Source organism: Prosthecobacter sp. GW821-HT29F12 (genome assembly GCF_058803405.1).
The window spans coordinates 3,755,850-3,773,312 of the sequence record NZ_CM179517.1; the positions used below are offsets into that span (position 1 = coordinate 3,755,850).

The 17,463-nt window shown below is 57.2% G+C and carries 18 protein-coding genes; 16 read left to right on the forward strand and 2 right to left on the reverse strand.

What is annotated here, in order from left to right:
• Positions 1-24 precede the first annotated feature (24 nt).
• From AC3RLQ_RS15450 to AC3RLQ_RS15470, 5 genes are all read left to right on the forward strand, one after another.
• Positions 25-258, forward strand: a complete 234-nt coding sequence (locus AC3RLQ_RS15450; protein ID WP_493038575.1) for a phosphopantetheine-binding protein — start codon at positions 25-27, stop codon at positions 256-258.
• A gap of 8 nt (positions 259-266) precedes the next feature.
• Positions 267-1,313, forward strand: a complete 1,047-nt coding sequence (locus AC3RLQ_RS15455) for a ketoacyl-ACP synthase III (protein ID WP_493038577.1) — start codon at positions 267-269, stop codon at positions 1,311-1,313.
• 177 nt (positions 1,314-1,490) lie between these two features.
• Positions 1,491-2,579: an aromatic ring-hydroxylating oxygenase subunit alpha gene (locus AC3RLQ_RS15460; RefSeq protein ID WP_493038579.1), complete on the forward strand. Its 1,089-nt coding sequence runs from the start codon at positions 1,491-1,493 to the stop codon at positions 2,577-2,579.
• A 48-nt stretch (positions 2,580-2,627) separates the two neighbouring features.
• Positions 2,628-3,398, forward strand: a complete 771-nt coding sequence (locus AC3RLQ_RS15465) for an SDR family NAD(P)-dependent oxidoreductase (protein ID WP_493038581.1) — start codon at positions 2,628-2,630, stop codon at positions 3,396-3,398.
• Between the two features lie 68 nt (positions 3,399-3,466).
• On the forward strand, positions 3,467-4,474 hold the full coding sequence (locus tag AC3RLQ_RS15470) for a hypothetical protein (RefSeq protein ID WP_493038583.1): 1,008 nt from the start codon (positions 3,467-3,469) through the stop codon (positions 4,472-4,474).
• A 59-nt stretch (positions 4,475-4,533) separates the two neighbouring features.
• Here AC3RLQ_RS15470 and AC3RLQ_RS15475 read toward each other — a convergent pair whose 3' ends face one another.
• Positions 4,534-4,749 carry a hypothetical protein gene (locus AC3RLQ_RS15475; RefSeq protein ID WP_493038856.1) on the reverse strand — a complete coding sequence of 72 codons (216 nt, stop codon included), beginning with the start codon at positions 4,747-4,749 and terminating at the stop codon, positions 4,534-4,536.
• Positions 4,750-4,755: 6 nt separating this feature from the next.
• Between AC3RLQ_RS15475 and AC3RLQ_RS15480 the strand changes: the two genes are divergently transcribed.
• The 4 genes from AC3RLQ_RS15480 to AC3RLQ_RS15495 all read left to right on the forward strand — a co-directional run bounded on the left by AC3RLQ_RS15480 (position 4,756) and on the right by AC3RLQ_RS15495 (position 9,227).
• Positions 4,756-5,583 (forward strand): polysaccharide deacetylase family protein, encoded by an 828-nt coding sequence (locus tag AC3RLQ_RS15480; RefSeq protein WP_493038729.1) that lies wholly within the window; start codon positions 4,756-4,758, stop codon positions 5,581-5,583.
• A gap of 23 nt (positions 5,584-5,606) precedes the next feature.
• Complete coding sequence (locus AC3RLQ_RS15485) at positions 5,607-6,608, forward strand: 3-oxoacyl-ACP synthase III family protein (protein ID WP_493038585.1); 1,002 nt, start codon at positions 5,607-5,609, stop codon at positions 6,606-6,608.
• A 205-nt stretch (positions 6,609-6,813) separates the two neighbouring features.
• Positions 6,814-7,689, forward strand: a complete 876-nt coding sequence (locus tag AC3RLQ_RS15490; RefSeq protein ID WP_493038587.1) for a class I SAM-dependent methyltransferase — start codon at positions 6,814-6,816, stop codon at positions 7,687-7,689.
• Positions 7,686-9,227, forward strand: coding sequence for a lipopolysaccharide biosynthesis protein (locus AC3RLQ_RS15495; RefSeq protein ID WP_493038589.1), 1,542 nt, complete (start codon positions 7,686-7,688; stop codon positions 9,225-9,227). Before AC3RLQ_RS15490 ends, AC3RLQ_RS15495 begins: the two co-directional genes overlap by 4 nt.
• A 142-nt stretch (positions 9,228-9,369) precedes the next feature.
• On the opposite strand, the gene AC3RLQ_RS15500 is transcribed toward AC3RLQ_RS15495, so the two are convergent.
• Positions 9,370-9,531, reverse strand: a complete 162-nt coding sequence (locus tag AC3RLQ_RS15500) for a hypothetical protein (protein WP_493038591.1) — start codon at positions 9,529-9,531, stop codon at positions 9,370-9,372.
• Positions 9,532-9,603: 72 nt separating this feature from the next.
• On the opposite strand from AC3RLQ_RS15500, the gene AC3RLQ_RS15505 reads away from it, so the two are divergent.
• The 7 genes from AC3RLQ_RS15505 (at position 9,604) to AC3RLQ_RS15535 (ending at position 17,462) form a co-directional block, all read left to right on the forward strand.
• Complete coding sequence (locus AC3RLQ_RS15505; protein WP_493038593.1) at positions 9,604-9,882, forward strand: transposase; 279 nt, start codon at positions 9,604-9,606, stop codon at positions 9,880-9,882.
• A gap of 95 nt (positions 9,883-9,977) precedes the next feature.
• Entirely contained in the window at positions 9,978-11,402 is a 1,425-nt protein-coding gene (locus AC3RLQ_RS15510; protein ID WP_493038595.1) for an MBOAT family O-acyltransferase, read from the forward strand.
• Positions 11,377-12,318, forward strand: coding sequence for a hypothetical protein (locus AC3RLQ_RS15515; protein ID WP_493038597.1), 942 nt, complete (start codon positions 11,377-11,379; stop codon positions 12,316-12,318). Before AC3RLQ_RS15510 ends, AC3RLQ_RS15515 begins: the two co-directional genes overlap by 26 nt.
• A 28-nt stretch (positions 12,319-12,346) precedes the next feature.
• On the forward strand, positions 12,347-13,636 hold the full coding sequence (locus AC3RLQ_RS15520) for an LnmK family bifunctional acyltransferase/decarboxylase (protein ID WP_493038599.1): 1,290 nt from the start codon (positions 12,347-12,349) through the stop codon (positions 13,634-13,636).
• 6 nt (positions 13,637-13,642) lie between these two features.
• Complete coding sequence (locus AC3RLQ_RS15525) at positions 13,643-14,425, forward strand: methylmalonyl-CoA mutase family protein (protein WP_493038600.1); 783 nt, start codon at positions 13,643-13,645, stop codon at positions 14,423-14,425.
• A gap of 44 nt (positions 14,426-14,469) precedes the next feature.
• Complete coding sequence (scpA, locus tag AC3RLQ_RS15530) at positions 14,470-16,482, forward strand: methylmalonyl-CoA mutase (RefSeq protein WP_493038731.1); 2,013 nt, start codon at positions 14,470-14,472, stop codon at positions 16,480-16,482.
• Positions 16,479-17,462 (forward strand): ArgK/MeaB family GTPase, encoded by a 984-nt coding sequence (locus AC3RLQ_RS15535; protein WP_493038601.1) that lies wholly within the window; start codon positions 16,479-16,481, stop codon positions 17,460-17,462. Before scpA ends, AC3RLQ_RS15535 begins: the two co-directional genes overlap by 4 nt.
• Position 17,463 lies beyond the last annotated feature (1 nt).

Below are 17,463 nucleotides of genomic sequence, written 5' to 3' on the forward strand. Positions count from 1 at the left end.
TAACTTCAGCTACTTTTTCGTACTATGAACAAACCAGAATTCTACCGTCTTATCGACCAGATAATCGAATCACCGCCCGGAACCATCAAGGGAGACGAAGCTCTTTGTGACATCCCCGCATGGGACTCCCTGTCGGTGGTTGCTTTTCTGGCCGCTTTTGACAAGCAATTCGGCTCGCCTCCGGCCCCAGTGGCACTGGTAGCGTGTCGTACCGTTGCAGATCTGGTGGCGCTGGCCGGCGACAAACTGACAGACTAGCCTGCCCCATGGCACAAGCATCCGAGTCCAATCTCATCGTTCGTGGTATTGCCTGCGCAGTGCCGTCAACGCGTCAGACCGAAGCCGATCTTGCCGCTTCATTTGGTGAGATTGACGCAAAGCGACTGGTCAAAGGCACAGGAGTTGCAGAACGTCGCACAGGCACCAAATGCACATCCGATCTCTGCTTTGAAGCTGCTAATCGCCTCATCAATGACCTCGGGTGGGCTCGTGACAGCATTTCGCACCTGATTCTTGTCACCCAGTCAGCGGACTATGTATTGCCTGCCACGGCCTGTCTTTTACAAGACCGGCTCGGCCTTTCCACTGAATGCACGGCCTTTGATGTCAACTTAGGATGTTCCGGCTACACCTATGGACTGTGGCTGATCTCTCGGCTTTTGAAACAAGGGCAACGAGCTGTTCTGCTTGTGGGCGATACTATTAACATGCCACTGAAGGACCGCGCCACGGTTCCCTTGTTTGGCCATGCAGGGACGGCGACTGCAGTTGAACGGCCAGTCGATGGTTCAGGCGGCAAAGCCGTTTTCTGCCTCGGGACGGACGGCTCAGGAGCAAAGAATATCATCATTGAGGCTGGCCACTTCCGTATTCCGTCCACGTCAGAAACTCGAGAACCTAAAGTAACACCTGACGGCAATGTGCGATCTCAGGAGGATGTTTATATGAACGGATCCGAGGTCTTCACTTTCGCCCTGAAAGGAGTCCCTCCGTTGGTTAACGAATGCCTCCGAGCCGCAGAATGGACTCTGGAGCAATGTGATGACATTGTTTTTCATCAGGCCAATGGATTCATGCTCAAAACGCTGGGAGATAAGCTGGGGATTCCATCTGAAAAAGTCCCCACCAGTTTGAAGTTGTTCGGCAATACTAGCTCCGCTTCCATCCCGCTGACGTTGGTCACTGAGAGACGGGACCAGTTGCAGACGTCATCTCGCCGCTATCTTCTGGTAGGCTTCGGAGTCGGCTGGTCTTGGGGTGCGGCAGCTATCGAGCTTGGCCCAATGATAATCCCACCGCTTATCGAACTTTAATAGTTCAGCTCAATGACTATGTTTGACAATAACAGAGTCTCTAATTTTAGACAAATGCGAGTGTCCTGTTGTTCAACGTAGTGACACAGAACGCTTCGCCCATGATTCATTTTTTGATCTTTCCTCCCTGGAAAGAAAGATCCAATGAAGCAAGCAACCGCACATTGAATATTCATCATGAAGCCGATACTCACCTCGAATGACTATACGGACCCCCTTGTCTATCAGCGGGAGCTGAAGAAGCTTTTCCTTCCCAGCTGGCTCTTTGTTGGATACACCTTTGACTTGAAGGGAGAGGCGGCCTGGCTTGCATTTGAGTTATTTGGGAAGTCCTATTTTGTTCAGCGTGATGGCGAGGATCTAAGGTGTTTTGCCAATTCGTGCTCCCACCGTCATTCTCAGCTGCGCACCGACGCTTGTGGCGATGGCCCGATCATTTGCCCGTATCACGGCTGGATGTATCGCAACGACGGATCGCTTAACGCCATTCCACGAAAGCCTAGATTTTGCGATGTCACCCCCAACGATATGGACGATTTGCGCCTGCATTCACTAAATGTGGCGACTTGGGGTTCCTTAATTTTTGTCCAAATTGACCCTTCCGGGATCTCGTGGAACGACTTCATTTCCCCGGTGAAGAGCCGACTGAGTCCATTAATCGACTCCATCGGGCCGTTCAGGCGTCGCATTCAACGCAAAGTCTCGGCCAACTGGAAGGCGGTGATCGAGAATTCGGCCGAGGCATATCATGTTGATTGTGTCCATCCAGATACATTTGGTCAGCTCAACCTCGGTACTGCCACGTTCGAATATTTTGGAGCGCACTGCTGCCTCAATCTGCCAGTTGGAGAGGCAGCGCTGAAACGGTCAGAACGAGTTAACAGGCTTTTACAATCAAGACATCATCACACCAGGCATTATGAACATGCCATTGTATTCCCCAATCTGGGCTTCAGCAGTATTTTTGGTTTCAACGCCATTTTTGAGCAATTTCTTCCTCTGTCTGCTGAAGAGACTCTGTACACACTCGACTTCTTCGGTTGTGATCCGGGACCTCTCACAGAAGAAACCAGCAGCTTGGTCAATTCATTTTTTGAAAACTCGTTCGCTTTTACGCAAGCTCTGAATGCAGAGGACACGAAAATTGTTCAAATCCAACAAAAGGGCATGGCTTCTTCCCATCGTTCTGGAAAGCTATCCGAAGACGAAGAAATGATCCTTTTCCTTCAGAAGCAATGGAGCACCAAGGGAGTCGATCCTCGTTGACCTTCGACTCACCTACCAACTTATAATTTACCCATTAGAACTGTGACAATGAATACTGCTCTTGACGCTATGAACATGACCGGTAAGACAGTTTTGGTAACTGGCGCTTCGTCGGGCATTGGAAGGGACACATGCATTTTTTTGAGCCAGTTGGGGGCACGTGTAATTCTGGTGGCCCGCGATGAAGAAAAGCTGCGGCAAACATTGTCGCAGATGGATGGGAAAGACCACTTGATCAAACCCTACGATGTTACCCGGCATGAGCAAACATCGTCTTGGATGCTGGACACCGCATCCGAATCAGGCCCCATTCACGGATTGGTTCATTCTGCTGGGATTACCCACACTGAGGCACTGCGCTTTTTTGATTTGGCCAAACTGGAGGAAATCCTCGACATCAATCTCAAATCCTCGTTCAGTTTGGCATCAGCTTTTAGACAAAAGCGCGTCCGAGCAACTCCCGAAGCTCGGCTTATTTTCATTTCATCGGTCGCCGCCATTCGAGGTTATCCCGGCCTTTCATCTTATGCGGCTTCCAAAGGAGGCGTTTTGGCGATGACACGTCCTCTTGCTGTAGAGCTGGCCCGCGAGGGTATCAATGTCAACTGCGTGATTCCAGGCTACGTCGTCACCGAAATGACTGAATCAGCCCAGTCGGGCCTGCCTCCTGATCAATGGGAGAAGCTGCAGGCACGGCATCCTTTGGGTGTTGGGCATCCTCGAGACATCTCCCAGCCCATCGCTTTTTTACTGAGTTCTGGCGCTCGCTGGATCACGGGGCAAGCTCTTATAGTTGACGGTGGCTTGTCACTCGCATGATCTTAAACTATTGAAGCGCCTATCTGCAAAACATGTATTTAGCTTCTACCATGGCGTGAGAAGAACTTATGGAAACTAAGACGAAGCTTTCCCAACTCGCATCAGAAGATCTTCAAAAAGCCGTTCTTTTTTGCGCAACCCATGATAATCACGGCCGAGGGGAAGAGTTTTGGAGGAAAAGGTTTCACCATTGGTGGGCGGACAATCCAAGCATGTCCTCCGAATGGGTGATGGGCGTCAAACTCATCGAAGGAGATGTCATTGTCGGCATAAACTGCTGCATTCCATTGAACACCTCGATCAACGGCGAACCTCACTTAGCCGCTGCAAGATCAACGTGGAGAGTTTCCAAGGAATTTAGAAGTCACAGCCTCTCTGTCATCATGTTTGCCGACACACTTGTTTTCGACCGGTTGAACTTCAGTTCCACATCGGTTGATTCCATGCTTCCCATTCTAAAGTATGGGGGGTGGACTCTGATTCGAAGTGAGATCGTTGTCACCACTCTAGTCGCCAGCCTTTATAGCGTTTTCAGAGGCATGCTAAAGCTTGGCAGGAGTTCTCAAACTCTTCCCTCATTTGTTTCAATGCATTCGAAACTTACGATTGAGGAGGCTCAGCAAGCGGCCAATGAAACCTGGCAGGCGACCCGGCACCAGTGCGCCCATGGCCCCGTCAGGGACGCAGCTTACTTCCGCTGGTATGCCTTGTTGAATCCAACAATGCCATTTACATGGTTTGCGGTGAAAGGAGGCACCCCTGAATCCTCGTTGTTTGCGCTAGTCACACACTATGGTGACGGCGCCCTGCATGTGATGGATTTCTGGCCTTGGAATGCGTCTGCCAAATCCTATCAAGGCCTGGTTCGGTTAATCACCAAAACGGCGCGCAGGCATGGTTTTCGCGCCGTTCATATTCCACATTTGTCACCGGGTATCCGGGATGCATGCACTGCTTTTCGATTGGCCCGCAAACGCATAATACCTCAGCGTTTTTACGCGCATGCCCCCGAGGGAATGAATCTGCCCGTTGAAGGTGGCTGCTGGCCCATGAATTGTGGTGATATTGGAATCTGACATCCTCCTCGTGTCGACCGGGCATCCACAACTAAATGCAACCTTCACTTCGTAAAGCTCTAGTCTGTCTCTCCAAGACCAAGCTGCTGAACAAAGCCGTTGGCATGCTCGCCGACGGCCCCCTGTACCAGCCGCTCATCCTGTTCTTCCACGGCGTACAGCGTCAGCTTATCGATACCAGGCTCCAGGCTCTGCACACAACGCTGGATGAGTTCGAGCCACTCGTCCACCACTTGAAGCGGCACTTCCATCTCATTGATGCCGATGAACTGCATGCGCGCTTGCAAGCAAGCAAGCCTGATCTCAGGCGTTGTGCCATGCTCACTTTCGATGATGGTTATCAGGACAACGCCACGCTAGTTGCCCCGCTGCTGGAGAGCCTGGGGATTCCCTTCACCATCTATCTAACCACATCCGCAATAGGCACCGACACACTCCTGCCGACCTTCGTCGCTCGGGCCGCTCTGACCCTCACTGCCCGCAAATCGTGCAGACTCCCCGGCATTGGCGAAGAGTTCTCCCTCAACGACGAACGGCAACGCCTTCGGGCCATTGGCAGAATAACTTCCGCTCTTAAAGAATGTACGACTTCATCTGGCATAGTTCTCACTCATGCGTTGATGGATTTCTTGTCAGCAGACCAATGGGCAGACATCAGGGGCCGCTTCACCAGCGACAGGTTCATGACCTGGGACGAAGTCAGCCAAGCCAAGTCCGCCGGTGCAGTGATCGGCGCCCACGGACATGAACATTTTCCCCTCAACCAGTCTCAGGGGCGTGATGAAATTCGACGGCAATTGATCACTTCCCGCGATCTTATCAAACAGCACAACGGCAGTTGCCGCCACTACGCCTTTCCAAACGGCCAGCCATCGGACATCTGCCCCGAAGCACTTCTCGCAGTCGAGGGCGCTGGCTTTTCTACTGCCGTTACGACTGTGCCAGGCTCGCTCGCCGCTTCCACCAGTCCCTTCTTGCTTCCGCGGTCCTGCGTGTACACAGTGGAGGCACTTCAGCGGCGCGTTCTGCGTTCCCGTTTCGACGATTCGGCCACCACCCTGCGGGCGTGGCAGACTGAAATCGGCCTTCAGGCCAAACACCTTGCCTGAACACACTCTCAATGCTTTCAGTCATGATGAGCCACGCACGCATCCGCGCCATCGAATATTACCTGCCCGGGCGCACGCTCACCAATCACGCTATCGAACAAACATTCCCCGAGTTGACTGCTGATCGAATCTTTGCCAAGACTGGGATTGCGACACGCCACATCGCCTCTTCAGATGAATGCGCTTCCGATCTCGCGGAGAAAGCGGCTAACCGGCTGTTCGACTCCGGCGCGTGCAGCCGCAATGACATTGATGCCCTGGTGCTCTGCACGCAGTCACCGGACTATATCCTGCCTACCACGGCCTGTCTTTTGCAAACACGGCTCGGACTGCCCACGACCGTGGCTGCCTTCGATTTCAATCTGGGCTGCTCGGGATTTATCTATGGACTCGGCATCGCCAAAGGCATGATTGAAACGGGACAGGCAAGGAACGTGCTGCTCATCATGGCGGAAACCTACAGCAAGCACATCCATCCCGCTGATAGGAGCGTGGTCACGCTGTTCGGTGATGCAGCGGCAGCCACATTGGTGAGTGCCGATGAAACTTTGGGTGAACCGCCGATAGGCCCGTTCGTCTATGGCACGGATGGCCGAGGCGCCGAGCACCTCATAGTGCAAGCAGGCGGCCAGAGAAAGCCTGCTGCCGGTACCACAGCCGGCGACAAACCTGGGCCGCAGAACCTAAGCATGAACGGCCCCGCCGTGTTCAACTTCACCTTGGAGACGGTTCCTGCATGCGTCGAGCAGCTCTGCCAGCGTGCCGGAATCACCCAGGCTGACGTTGACCTCTTCGTTTTTCATCAAGCCAACGCCTACATGCTCGAACATCTGCGGCAAAAGATGAGCATCCCGGTGGAAAAATTCGCGTTATGCATCCAGGACTGTGGAAACACCGTATCGGCAACTATCCCCATCGCCCTGCATGAGGCACTCAAGAAGGGACAGCTCCGCAGCGGCATGCAAGTCATGCTGGTTGGTTTCGGGGTCGGTTTGTCGTGGGGCGCGGTGATGGTGCGTTGGTGAATGCAAACCCGACAGCGGCATTTCTGTCCCCGAGCGTTCGAAAATGGGATCGGAATACCATGGGACTGATGAAAAGTTTTGATCGCAGCGGAAGAGGCGGTCAACAGGCATTCATTTCTCATGGTGAGAGGACGGGAATCAAACAGTGGAAAAAGGATGTTGAAATCAATCACCCCAGCGTTTAGCAAGCGAGCTTTCAGCAACAATGGCACTGGATTTCAAAGGAGCGGCGCTGGTGGCGTTTGCACGTCAGAAGGGGATGCCGATGAAGTCGGTGCTCACCCTCGGGCGGCTAGATTCCATGCTCACGGAGGACTGGCTGCGAAAGCTCAGCGTGACATATGGCGCGGATGTGTCGGGTCTGGATCAAAAACGCGAACCTTATGCGGAGGCGTTCTTTAAGCGGCTCGGAGCGGAGCGTGTGGAGTCCCTCGATCACTCGGCGTATCAGGGCTGCTCGGTCGTCCATGATCTGAATGAACCGCTGCCACGCGATCAAACGCGCGAAGGTTACGATTTGGTCTATGACGGCGGCACGCTGGAGCATGTGTTCCATTTCCCCAACGCCATTGCGAACTGCATGTCGCTGGTGAAAACCGGCGGGCACTTCATGTGCTCATCGCCGGCAAACCAGTGGCTTGGGCATGGCTTTTACCAGTTCAGCCCGGAGTTGTATTTCCGAGTTTTCTCACCAGAGAATGGCTTCGAGATTGTGCGCATTTTCCTCGTGGAGTTCTCAAATCGCGATGGCAAAATCCATCGCGTAATCGATCCGGCGGAGTCGGGTGTGCGCACGCTTCTCGACTCTCCAAACGAGATGCTGCTTCTGGTGTGGGCGAAAAAGATTGCCGACGTCGCGCCGTATAGCGCATGGCCGAAACAGAGCGATTACGCAGCGCGCTGGCAGGCGGGTGATGAGACTGTGACCGCCGAGCAGACTGCAACAAAGAAAAGCCTCGCTGCTCACATTCGCAGGTTTGTCGGCAAGTTTGTTCCTGAGTACGTAAAGATGCGACTCGTGCGGAAAAAACATCTCACTGCAGCGAGTCGCGGGCTGGTGCGCATCGATCACCTGCAATGAATTTCGCGCGACGCATCGCCACAGGAGCGGGTTTGAGCCTGATCGACCAGGTGGTGAAGATCGCCAGCGCGTTTATTTTGACACCCATGCTCGTCGCTGGGCTCGGCGACGGCCCCTACGGCGTGTGGTGCGTGCTGATGGCCGTGTTTGCACAATACGGCTGGCTCGATCTCGGCCTGAGCATTTCATTTCCGCGTTTCTTCGCGCGTGCCCTCGGCAGCAAGGATGCGGAGCAACTGCGTGTCCTGGCCGGAACAGGCGCCACGACCTTTGGCACTGTGGCCGTCATTTCGTTCGGCATCACGCTTGTCGTCGCGTGGCTCGCACCAGGATGGTTCCCGACCATGGGATCGCCACAGACGGCGCGCGGCATAGTGCTGGCGTTTGGCTCCTTCCTCGCGGTGCAGACGGCATGCCAAATTTTCCAAGGTTACCTCAAAGGCCAGCTCCGCTACGACCGCATTGCTCAGGCTTCCATCTTCAAAGTCATGCTTTCGAGCTGCCTGATCTGGTGGAGCCTGAACAAGGGCTGGGGTCTCATGGGCATTGCCTGCATCCACGCGGCTTGTGGCATTATGGAGTGCGGGATCATGATGTTCTTCGCGCATCGCATCGAGCCGCCGCTGCTGTTTTCCTATCGCGACTTCGAGAAGTCGAAGGCGGTGGAGATTTTGAAGTATTCCTTCGTCGCCTATGTGATGATGGCCGGACAAAGCCTGCGCAATACGATGGATCCGATCATCGTCGCCATGCAGGCGGGTGATGCTGCAGTGACGGGTTACGCGCTCGGAAATCGCTTCCCAGTTTTGTTCGTCGATCTCGCGCACATCGTTGCGGGCGGTCAGTTGCTCAGTTTGTTCAGCCACTACGTTGGCAGCGGGGACAAGGAAGGACTGATGCGTCAGTTCCGCATAGCATCACGTGCCTGTGCGACGGTCGCGGTGCTCGGTACTGGGATGATGTGGCTCTTCGGGCTGACCTTTCTCCAGCGCTGGGTGCCTTTGCAGGCAGAGGCCGCGTGGGCCGTGATGCTGCCTGCTGTGCTGCCCAAAGCGCTCTACATCTCCCAGACACCGAGCATGGTGCTGCTTCTCGCCATGGCGCGGCACAAGCGCCTGGCGGTGATCGACTGGATCGCCGGGACGATCAATCTCGCACTGAGCTGGCACCTCGTCGCCCGGATGGGAGCGCCTGGCGCAGCATGGGCGACGTGCTTCGAGCAAAGCCTCGTGTGCGCCTTCATCTGGCCCTGGCTTGCCAGTCGTGTGGCCGGCATCAGCTTCGCGCAAATTTGGGCCAGCCTCCTCGTCTGGCCTCTGCTCCGCGCGGTGCTCGTGCTCGCGCCATGCGCATTGCTGCTGCGCTGGGCACGGCCGGATTACATCGTGCTCACTGTCATCGGACTTGTGTCCTGCACCTGGTTCGTCATCGGCACCGTACTCGTGATGACTCGTGACGAACGCGCCGGTGTGTTACGGATGCTGCCTGCGGGATTGCGCGCAAGATTTGAAAAGAAAGCCTCCTCTGCATTGCCGTGACATGAAGGAAAAGCTCCATCACCATTCGAAGAGCCCGACGCGGTGTGGCGGCGTTCTTCGTGATGTGCTTCCACTCCACCACGCAGTACGGCATGGACTTTGACTACTCTCTCGTGACAGCCATCACGGTGCCCCACGGGAGCTACGAGGTGCAGCGCTCATTCGCACTGCCGCGACGCTTGAGCACGGGCACTTTTTCTTCGCGGGCGGCACTCTTGTATCGCATGAAAAGGGACGGCTTCTCACTGGTTCGCTGACTGCTGCTCTTGGCATGCGTCGTCGCCGCAGGGTTCGTGCGTGACATGGCTCACGCAACATTGCTCAGATGCACAGGCGGGCGTCGCCGTCGCGCAAATAGAGTCCGGCATTGTCGCGGATGGCCATATGCACTGCGTTCGGATCACTGCCAACTGCCGCCGAGCGCTTCTACGAAGCCTGGCGCAGGGCGGTGAAGCGCAGCAGGCTTGAGCCACTCAAAAAGGTGGCGCTACTCTTCGACGCCCATTGGCGCGAGATCTTCAACTACATCAAACACCACATCACCAATGCAACTATCGAAGGCCTAAACAGCCGCATCCAGTCCATCAAAAGCGCCGCCAGAGGGTTCCGTTCATTCACCAACTATCGCATCCGCATCCACATGCTCGGCCGCTGAAAGAGCGCGAGTCCCGATAAACTTCACGGCCACAGTTGCGCAGCGCGGCAGATTGCGATACGCAATGAGCTGTTACACCCATCATTGTCGCTGCTGTGTTGTTCAATAGCTATCTATTCTGGATCTTTTTCGGGTTTGTCGCCCTCGTCTACTGGCGGCTCGGACAGCGGGCGCAGAACCTGTGGCTGCTGTTCGTGAGCTATGTGTTCTATGCATGCTGGGACTGGAGGTTTCTCGGACTGCTGGCAGCAGCCACGCTGCTTACCTACGGTGTAGCTCTGCGTATTGACAAGGCAGGAGCCACACCAGGCGCAAGGCGCGCATGGCTCTCGCTCGGCCTGCTGTGGAATTTGGGCAGCTTGTTTTTTTTCAAATATTGCGGTTGGTTTGTGGAGAGCCTTGATGCCCTCCTCAAGCTTGCCGGTCAGAGTCCGACCGGCTGGGTGGTCAGCATCGCGCTGCCCGTAGGCATCTCGTTCTTCACCTTCCAGCTAGTCTCCTATCTGGCGGATGTGTACCGGCAAAAATCCGAGGCTACGACCAATTTGGAGTGCTTCGCGCTCTACGTGGCTTTCTTTCCGAAGCTCGTTGCCGGACCGATCGAACGGCAGGACCGCTTGCAGCCTCAGTTTGAGGAAGCGCGCGCGCCCATGAATGAGGAGACCTTCCGCGAAGGCTTGTATCATGTTCTCACAGGGCTCTTCAAAAAGGTGGTAATTGCTGACAACCTGGCCGTGATCGCCAACCACGTTTACAACCGGCCTGCTGCGGAGGTTTCATTCCCAGAGTTCATGCTCGGAACGTATGCTCTCGCGTTTCAAATTTATGGGGATTTCTCCGGTTACAGCTCCATCGCCCAAGGTGTGGCCAAGTGGCTGGGCATCGACCTCATGACCAACTTCAAGCATCCATACCTCGCGGAGAACCCAAGTGACTTCTGGCGGCGCTGGCATGTGAGCCTCTCCTCGGCCTTGCGCGATTACATCTTCATGCCGCTGAGTTTCAGCAAGGGCAGTCTGCTCTATACCTGCCGAAATCTGCTCATCACCATGCTGCTCGGGGGATTGTGGCACGGCGCGTCATGGACGTTTGTCGCCTGGGGGGCTTTCCACGGGCTCTGGCTGTGCGCGGAGGCCGTTTGGCGCAGGATTTGTGGCATTACGGCCACCCCGCACTCCACTGGTTTGAAACTCGCAGCCAAGGTCCTAGGCTGCTTCCACCTGGTCTGCTTGAGCTTTGTGCTGTTCCGCTGCGGCAGCATCGGGCAGGTTGGTGAGCTGTTGGGCAGCATCGGACGAAGCTGGCATTGGACTCACTTCGCCTCCTTCGGCTATGCCTACCTGGCCTTCTTCACTGTACCCCTGATGGCCTATGAAATCTGGGCCGAGAAACGCCATGATCTGCTGGCGCTCACCAATGTCCCCTGGGGCTGGCGCACGGCGGGCTATGCATTCATTTTGCTGCTGCTGCTCTTCTTCCCTCCCCCGAGTTCCAATGAGTTCGTTTACTTCCGTTTTTAAACTCCCAGAGGCGCGTGTGGTCATCAGCCTGCTGGCTCTGCTGGCAGCGCTGGAGGTTATGTTCTGTGTATCAGGGCACCACCTCTCGCATGACATCGAAAACATCCGTGAGATAAGTCGCACGGCCAAGACTCTGGCTGCGGCGCCGCCACAGCGCGTGCTTTTTATCGGTAACTCCATCACTCAGGCGGGATTGGATCCCACCCTCTTCACCGCGGAGGCGAAGCAGCATGGTGCAGACCCGCAACTTAGCGTTTACACGGCCTACCCAGACTCGTCGCACGCCACCATCTGGGACTACCTGCTGGATCGTTACTTTATTGAGCCAGGCCAGCTGCCTGAAGACGTGGTCATCGTCACAGGCCGCGTGCATCTGCTGGATGCACCCACGAATCAGGCGCAGCTTGGCGCCTATTATGTGTCATGGTCGGACGTGCCGTATTATCTGCGTCATGACGCCCCCTCTGCGGACAGCCTGATTGAATTCATGCTGGGGAAGTCTTTCACCCTCATGACTCTTCGCAACCGGGTGAGCCCGCGCCTTTTCAACGTGCTGCTACCCTACTACCAAGAGAACTGGTTCATCCTCAATCGTGCCGCCATGAAGGGCGCCCTCGTGGCCAAGCCGGACACCCAGTCCGAAGCCCCGACCACGCATCTCAAGCACCTGGTGCAGGGGCTGAAGCAACGAGGCATTCGGCTGACAGTCGTCGTCGCACCGATGCCGCGCCCCTATGTCATGCACCCTAGTGTGGTGGCCACATTGGCTCGGGAGCAGGTTGGTGTCCTGGATCTCAATCCCATTCCCGGCCTGACCGCTGATCATTTCGCAGATGAGGATCATTTGAACAACCTCGGCAAAGAGATCTTTACCCGTGCACTCTCCGCCGCACTGCCGAATCATTGGCAAAGGTAGCCAGAATGTGCTTTGAGTCCCTCTCCACATGATTGAAGAAAAACTCCGTCAACTATTCGCCCAGGTCGTCAAAATCCCTGAAGCACGCATCAAATCTGGCGCCCATGTCATGGACGACCTCGGGGCGGATTCGCTGCAGTTCCTCGACTACATTCACCGCGTCGAAAAGGAGTTCGGCATCACACTGAAGGGCTCGGATTCGGACCACTTCGCCACCCTCAAGAAAGCCTCCATCTTCCTCGAAAAGCGTCTGCCGCAAAAGCCCGTGGCTGCCCCCTTGCCTGCTGTCGCAGTTCCACCAACCGCGACAGCAGCACCAATGACACGGCAGAGCATGTGGCTCGATGATCAAGGCTTCCTGCACTACCCCACAGAAATCGGCATGCCCCTGACTGGCCGTAACAACCTGGGGGAAACGCCGCTGCTCAAGCTAATCGGCGACCTTCGCTGGCAGCACATCAGCATGTTCTCAGGCATGCCGAGCCGTTTGCTCACTGATGACACTGGCGAACGCCTCTATGCCACCTTCTATTATGTTGAAGTGAACTTCAGCGAAGCCACACCAATGGCTGCTTTTGGCGAGAATGATCAGATCCATATCGTTTCGTCGCTCAAATCCAGCGGCGGCAGTGTGCTCGATGGCAACCACTGGCTGCTGCGTGGTCCAATCACGGCCCCCCCCCAAGACCCTTCGCAGTGTGGTGCCCCTCACTTCCGAACCTCAAACATTTTTGTGAAGATGCTTCAAGGCGCACAATGGTTAAAAAGGTCCAAGCCCTGCCAGCCCGGCATGGACTTGATCCCGGACATGGCAATCCCGCCAGACTCCGCCGACTTGTGCCGCGAGGCCGATCAAAACAACGCATTCGAAACTCCACCCACAGGCTGGCTCCTGCTCACACCCCAGCCCGTGGAAGTGCACTATGACATCGTGCCCGATCGCGATCTCAATGGTGCCGGCCTGCTCTACTTTGCCAACTATCCGCAGATCCTCGACATCGTTGAGCGTCAGGTGCTTGAGCAACACCTGCCGGTACCGTTTGAACCCGCCATCGTGGACCAGCGCACCGTGATCAAGCGTCAGACCGCCTACCTCAGCAACGCCAGCCAAACCGACCGCCTGCGCCTGCAAGTCTCCGTTGCGGTGCAAGATCCCGCGACCCCGCAGGAACCCATCCGACTCTGGCTGAACTATGTCATGTGGCGCTGCTCGGATGATCGCAAGATGATGGTCTCTACCGTGCGCAAGCTTGTCACCGGCATGACTTGGGGAGACACCCCCATGCTCGAACGCCTGAAAGCATGGAAGCAGCGGTAGCAGGCCATGAATCCATTCTCTCCACATGCGGACTCTTGGCCTCCAGCCACCTGGCAGGAATGGATTGCAGCAGTGGGACCCGAGCTAGCCGGCCGCGAAAACCCTCGCCCGCTCTATCAGGCGGCAGACGCACCCGCACCACGCCCCTTGCGCGATGGAGTGAGGTCGTGGCAACTCGTCGGCGTGGATGGACTCGCACCGGTTGCCGCCACCATTCCCGTCAGCCAAACGGTGGGCGAGAAGGAGGCGATCGCCACCACCCTCGCCGCACTCGTTCAAGTCTGGCGAGAGAATCCTGATGCATCACTGCCGGCACGAGTCGTGCTGACATCCGGCACGTCCCTCTTCCGCACGATCGCCAAGCTCCGTGCCTTTCGCCTGCTGAGCACCGCCTTGGCCCGCCACTGCACCCGGCCAGAGCCGTTGATCCGCGTGCAGATCTGCTTGCAGGGAGATCATGCTGCAGATGCCGCCAACGCCCTGGTGCGCATGACCGTGGAGGCTGTCGCGGGCATCTTAGGCCTGGCTGACGAACTGGAGATCAGTCCGATTGCGGGCGATGAATATGCCCACTGGCGGGCGCTGGCTGTCGGCCACATCATTCGCGAGGAGGCTGCGTTAGGTGCAGTTGCCGATCCCACTGCTGGCAGCTATCTGATCGAAACCTTGACAGCTGATCTAGCCCGCACGGCCTGGGGCCAGTTGCAACAAATTGAAGCAGGCGAAGACTTGGCGCAGTCAGCCGCCTGCCCGCCAGGGATCATCGTCGGTGTCACCCACTTCCAGTGATGAATCCGATCCCACCGCTTTTCAACCTCACCTTCGAGGAACTGATGCTGCCGCCAACGGGTGCAAAGCACGCAGACAGGGGCGTTCCTGGTTTCCCGCCCTTTGTGCGCGGGCCTTATGCCAGCATGTATTTGAAGACGCCGTGGACTCTGCGCCAGTATGCCGGTTTCTCCACGGCGGAGGAGACAAATGCCTTTTTTCGCAATGCCCTTGCCGGAGGCCAGACCGGGCTCTCCGTGGCTTTTGATCTCGCCACCCATCGCGGTTACGACTCTGACCATCCGCGTGTCACCGGCGATGTCGGCAAAGCAGGCGTGGCCATTGACACCGTCGAGGACATGCAGCGCCTGTTTGATGGCATCCCACTTGGCCGCACCTCGGTGTCCATGACCATGAACGGAGCTGTCCTGCCCGTGCTGGCCTTTTTCATTGTGGCTGCGGAGGAGCAGGGAGTGCCAGCTTCCGCACTGAGCGGCACCATCCAGAATGACATCCTCAAGGAATACATGGTGCGCAACACCTACATCTACCCGCCGGCGCCATCTCTGCGCATTGTCGCGGAGATCATGGCCTGGCTGTCCGCTCATGCGCCCAAGTTTAATTCCATTTCCGTCTCCGGCTACCACATGCATGAGGCCGGAGCAACTGCCGCACAGGAACTGGCCTACACGCTTGCCAACGGCATCGCCTATGTCAAGGCAGGACGTGCAGCCGGCGTGGATGTGAACACACTCGCCGCGCGCATGTCCTTTTTTTGGGCGCAAGGCATGGATTACCTGACTGAGATCGCCAAGCTCCGCGCCGCACGCGGCCTTTGGGCGCGGATGCTCTGGGATCTCGGCGTCCGCTCGCCAAAGGCACTCGCCCTGCGCTGCCATTGTCAGACCAGCGGCTGGAGCCTCACTCGCCATGACCCCATGAACAACGTCATCCGTACGACGTTGGAAGCTCTCTCTGCCATTCACGGGCACACGCAGTCGCTGCACACCAATTCGCTCGACGAAGCAGTCGCCCTGCCCTCGGACGGAGCAGCCCGGATCGCCCGCCACACTCAGCTGATCCTTCAACATGAGACGGACGCCTGTGCCGTCGTCGATCCATGGGGTGGCTCGCTGGAAGTGGAAGAGCGCACCGATGCACTCGCGACGGAGGCGCTGGAATTGATTCGCGAAATCGACAACGCCGGCGGCATGGTCGAGGCGATTTCCAAAGGCATCCCGCAACGGCACATCGAACACGCTGCCGCAGCACGTCAGGGTCGCATTGATGCAGGGGCAGACCGCATCGTCGGTGTGAACTGCTTTCAACGCGACAGCGACGCCCCCATTGAGATCAGAAGCATCGACAATCAGAGCGTTCGCGAAGCCCAGATCGCCAGACTCAAGGAGGTGCGCAGCAGACGCGATCCCCTGCGTGTCGCCGCCGCCCTGGCCACGCTTGAAGACGCCGCGAACAGTGGTGCAGGCAATCTGCTGCAGTTCACCATCGATGCCGCCCGCGTACGCGCCACTCTGGGCGAAATCTCCGACGCGCTGGAGCGGGCCTTCACCCGCCATACCGCGGTGGTGCAAGTGGTCTCCGGTGCGTATGGTGCGGACATGAATGACGATGCGGAAATCATTGCCGTGCGCGAACGCGTGGCAGCCTTTGCCTCACAGCAGGGGCGCAGGCCGCGCATCCTCGTCGCGAAGATGGGTCAGGATGGTCATGATCGCGGAGCCAAAGTGGTTGCCGGAGCATTCGCAGATTTTGGTTTCGACGTGGACCTCGCGCCGATGTTCCGCACGCCGGAAGAGGTGTGCCGCCAGGCGCTCGATAACGACGTCCACGTCATCGGCATCAGCACCCTGGCCGGAGCCCACACCACGCTGGTGCCTGAACTCCTGGCTCAACTCCAACGCAATGATGCCGGGCATGTCTGCGTGGTCGTCGGCGGCATCATCCCAGATGCGGATCAGCCATCCCTTCTTGCCAGCGGCGTGGCCGCCATCTTCGGACCTGGCTCGCGTCTGCCAGACTGTGCCAACAGCGTGCTCGACAGCCTGGCAAAATCATGAACCCCACCCCGTCTCCACAGGCCCTGGCCGAAGGCATTCGCAGGGGTGATCGCACCTCCCTGGCACGCTCCATCACGCTGGTCGAAAGCACTCGGGAGGCTGACCAAGATGCCGCCGCTGTTTTGTTCAATCTCCTGGGGCCACCCGCTGCACCGTCGTTCCGGCTCGGGGTCACCGGTGCGCCGGGCGCAGGGAAGAGCACCTTCATCGAGGCATTTGGCCTCCGCCTCTGCCAGCAGGGGCGACGCGTGTCGGTGCTCGCGATTGATCCCTCCAGCCCTGTCAACGGTGGCAGCCTGCTGGGGGACAAGACCCGCATGGACGGACTCAGCCATCATCCTGCCGCGTATGTCCGCCCATCGCCCTCGGCGGATCTACTCGGCGGCATTGGCGCCTCCACAAGCGCCGCCGTGCGGCTGTGCGAAGCGGCGGGCTATGATTTCATCCTCATCGAAACTGTCGGCATCGGCCAAAACGAACGGCATGTCGCTGATATTGCTGATCTCGTACTCCTGCTTGTGGATCCTGGCGGCGGCGATGGCCTGCAAGCGGTCAAGCGTGGGCTGATCGAGTACGCTGACATCATTGCCGTCACCAAGTGCGATGGCGACCTGCGAACTCAGGCCGAGCATACCCTCGCCGAGTTCGCGCATGCACCCTCCTCCTATGTTGCACGCTTGCCTGGCAGCCGCCGGGAGTTCCTGCCCGTCAGCGTACACGACGAAGCCCTGCTCTCTGCATTGCACGATCAAGTCACCGCATTCGAACAACGCGTCATACCCCATCTCCCTGAGCGGCGACGTGCCCAAGTCGCCATCGAATTCAAGCTTGCCCTCGAACAAAACGTCACGAAGTGGCTCAAGAGCCACCCAGTGGTCACAGCTAACGCCCAGGCCATCGCCGCTCAATGGCCTAACCACGGATTACCTACAGCCATGGTCCGCCAAACGATGGACCAACTGCTGACCACCACCGGCTGAG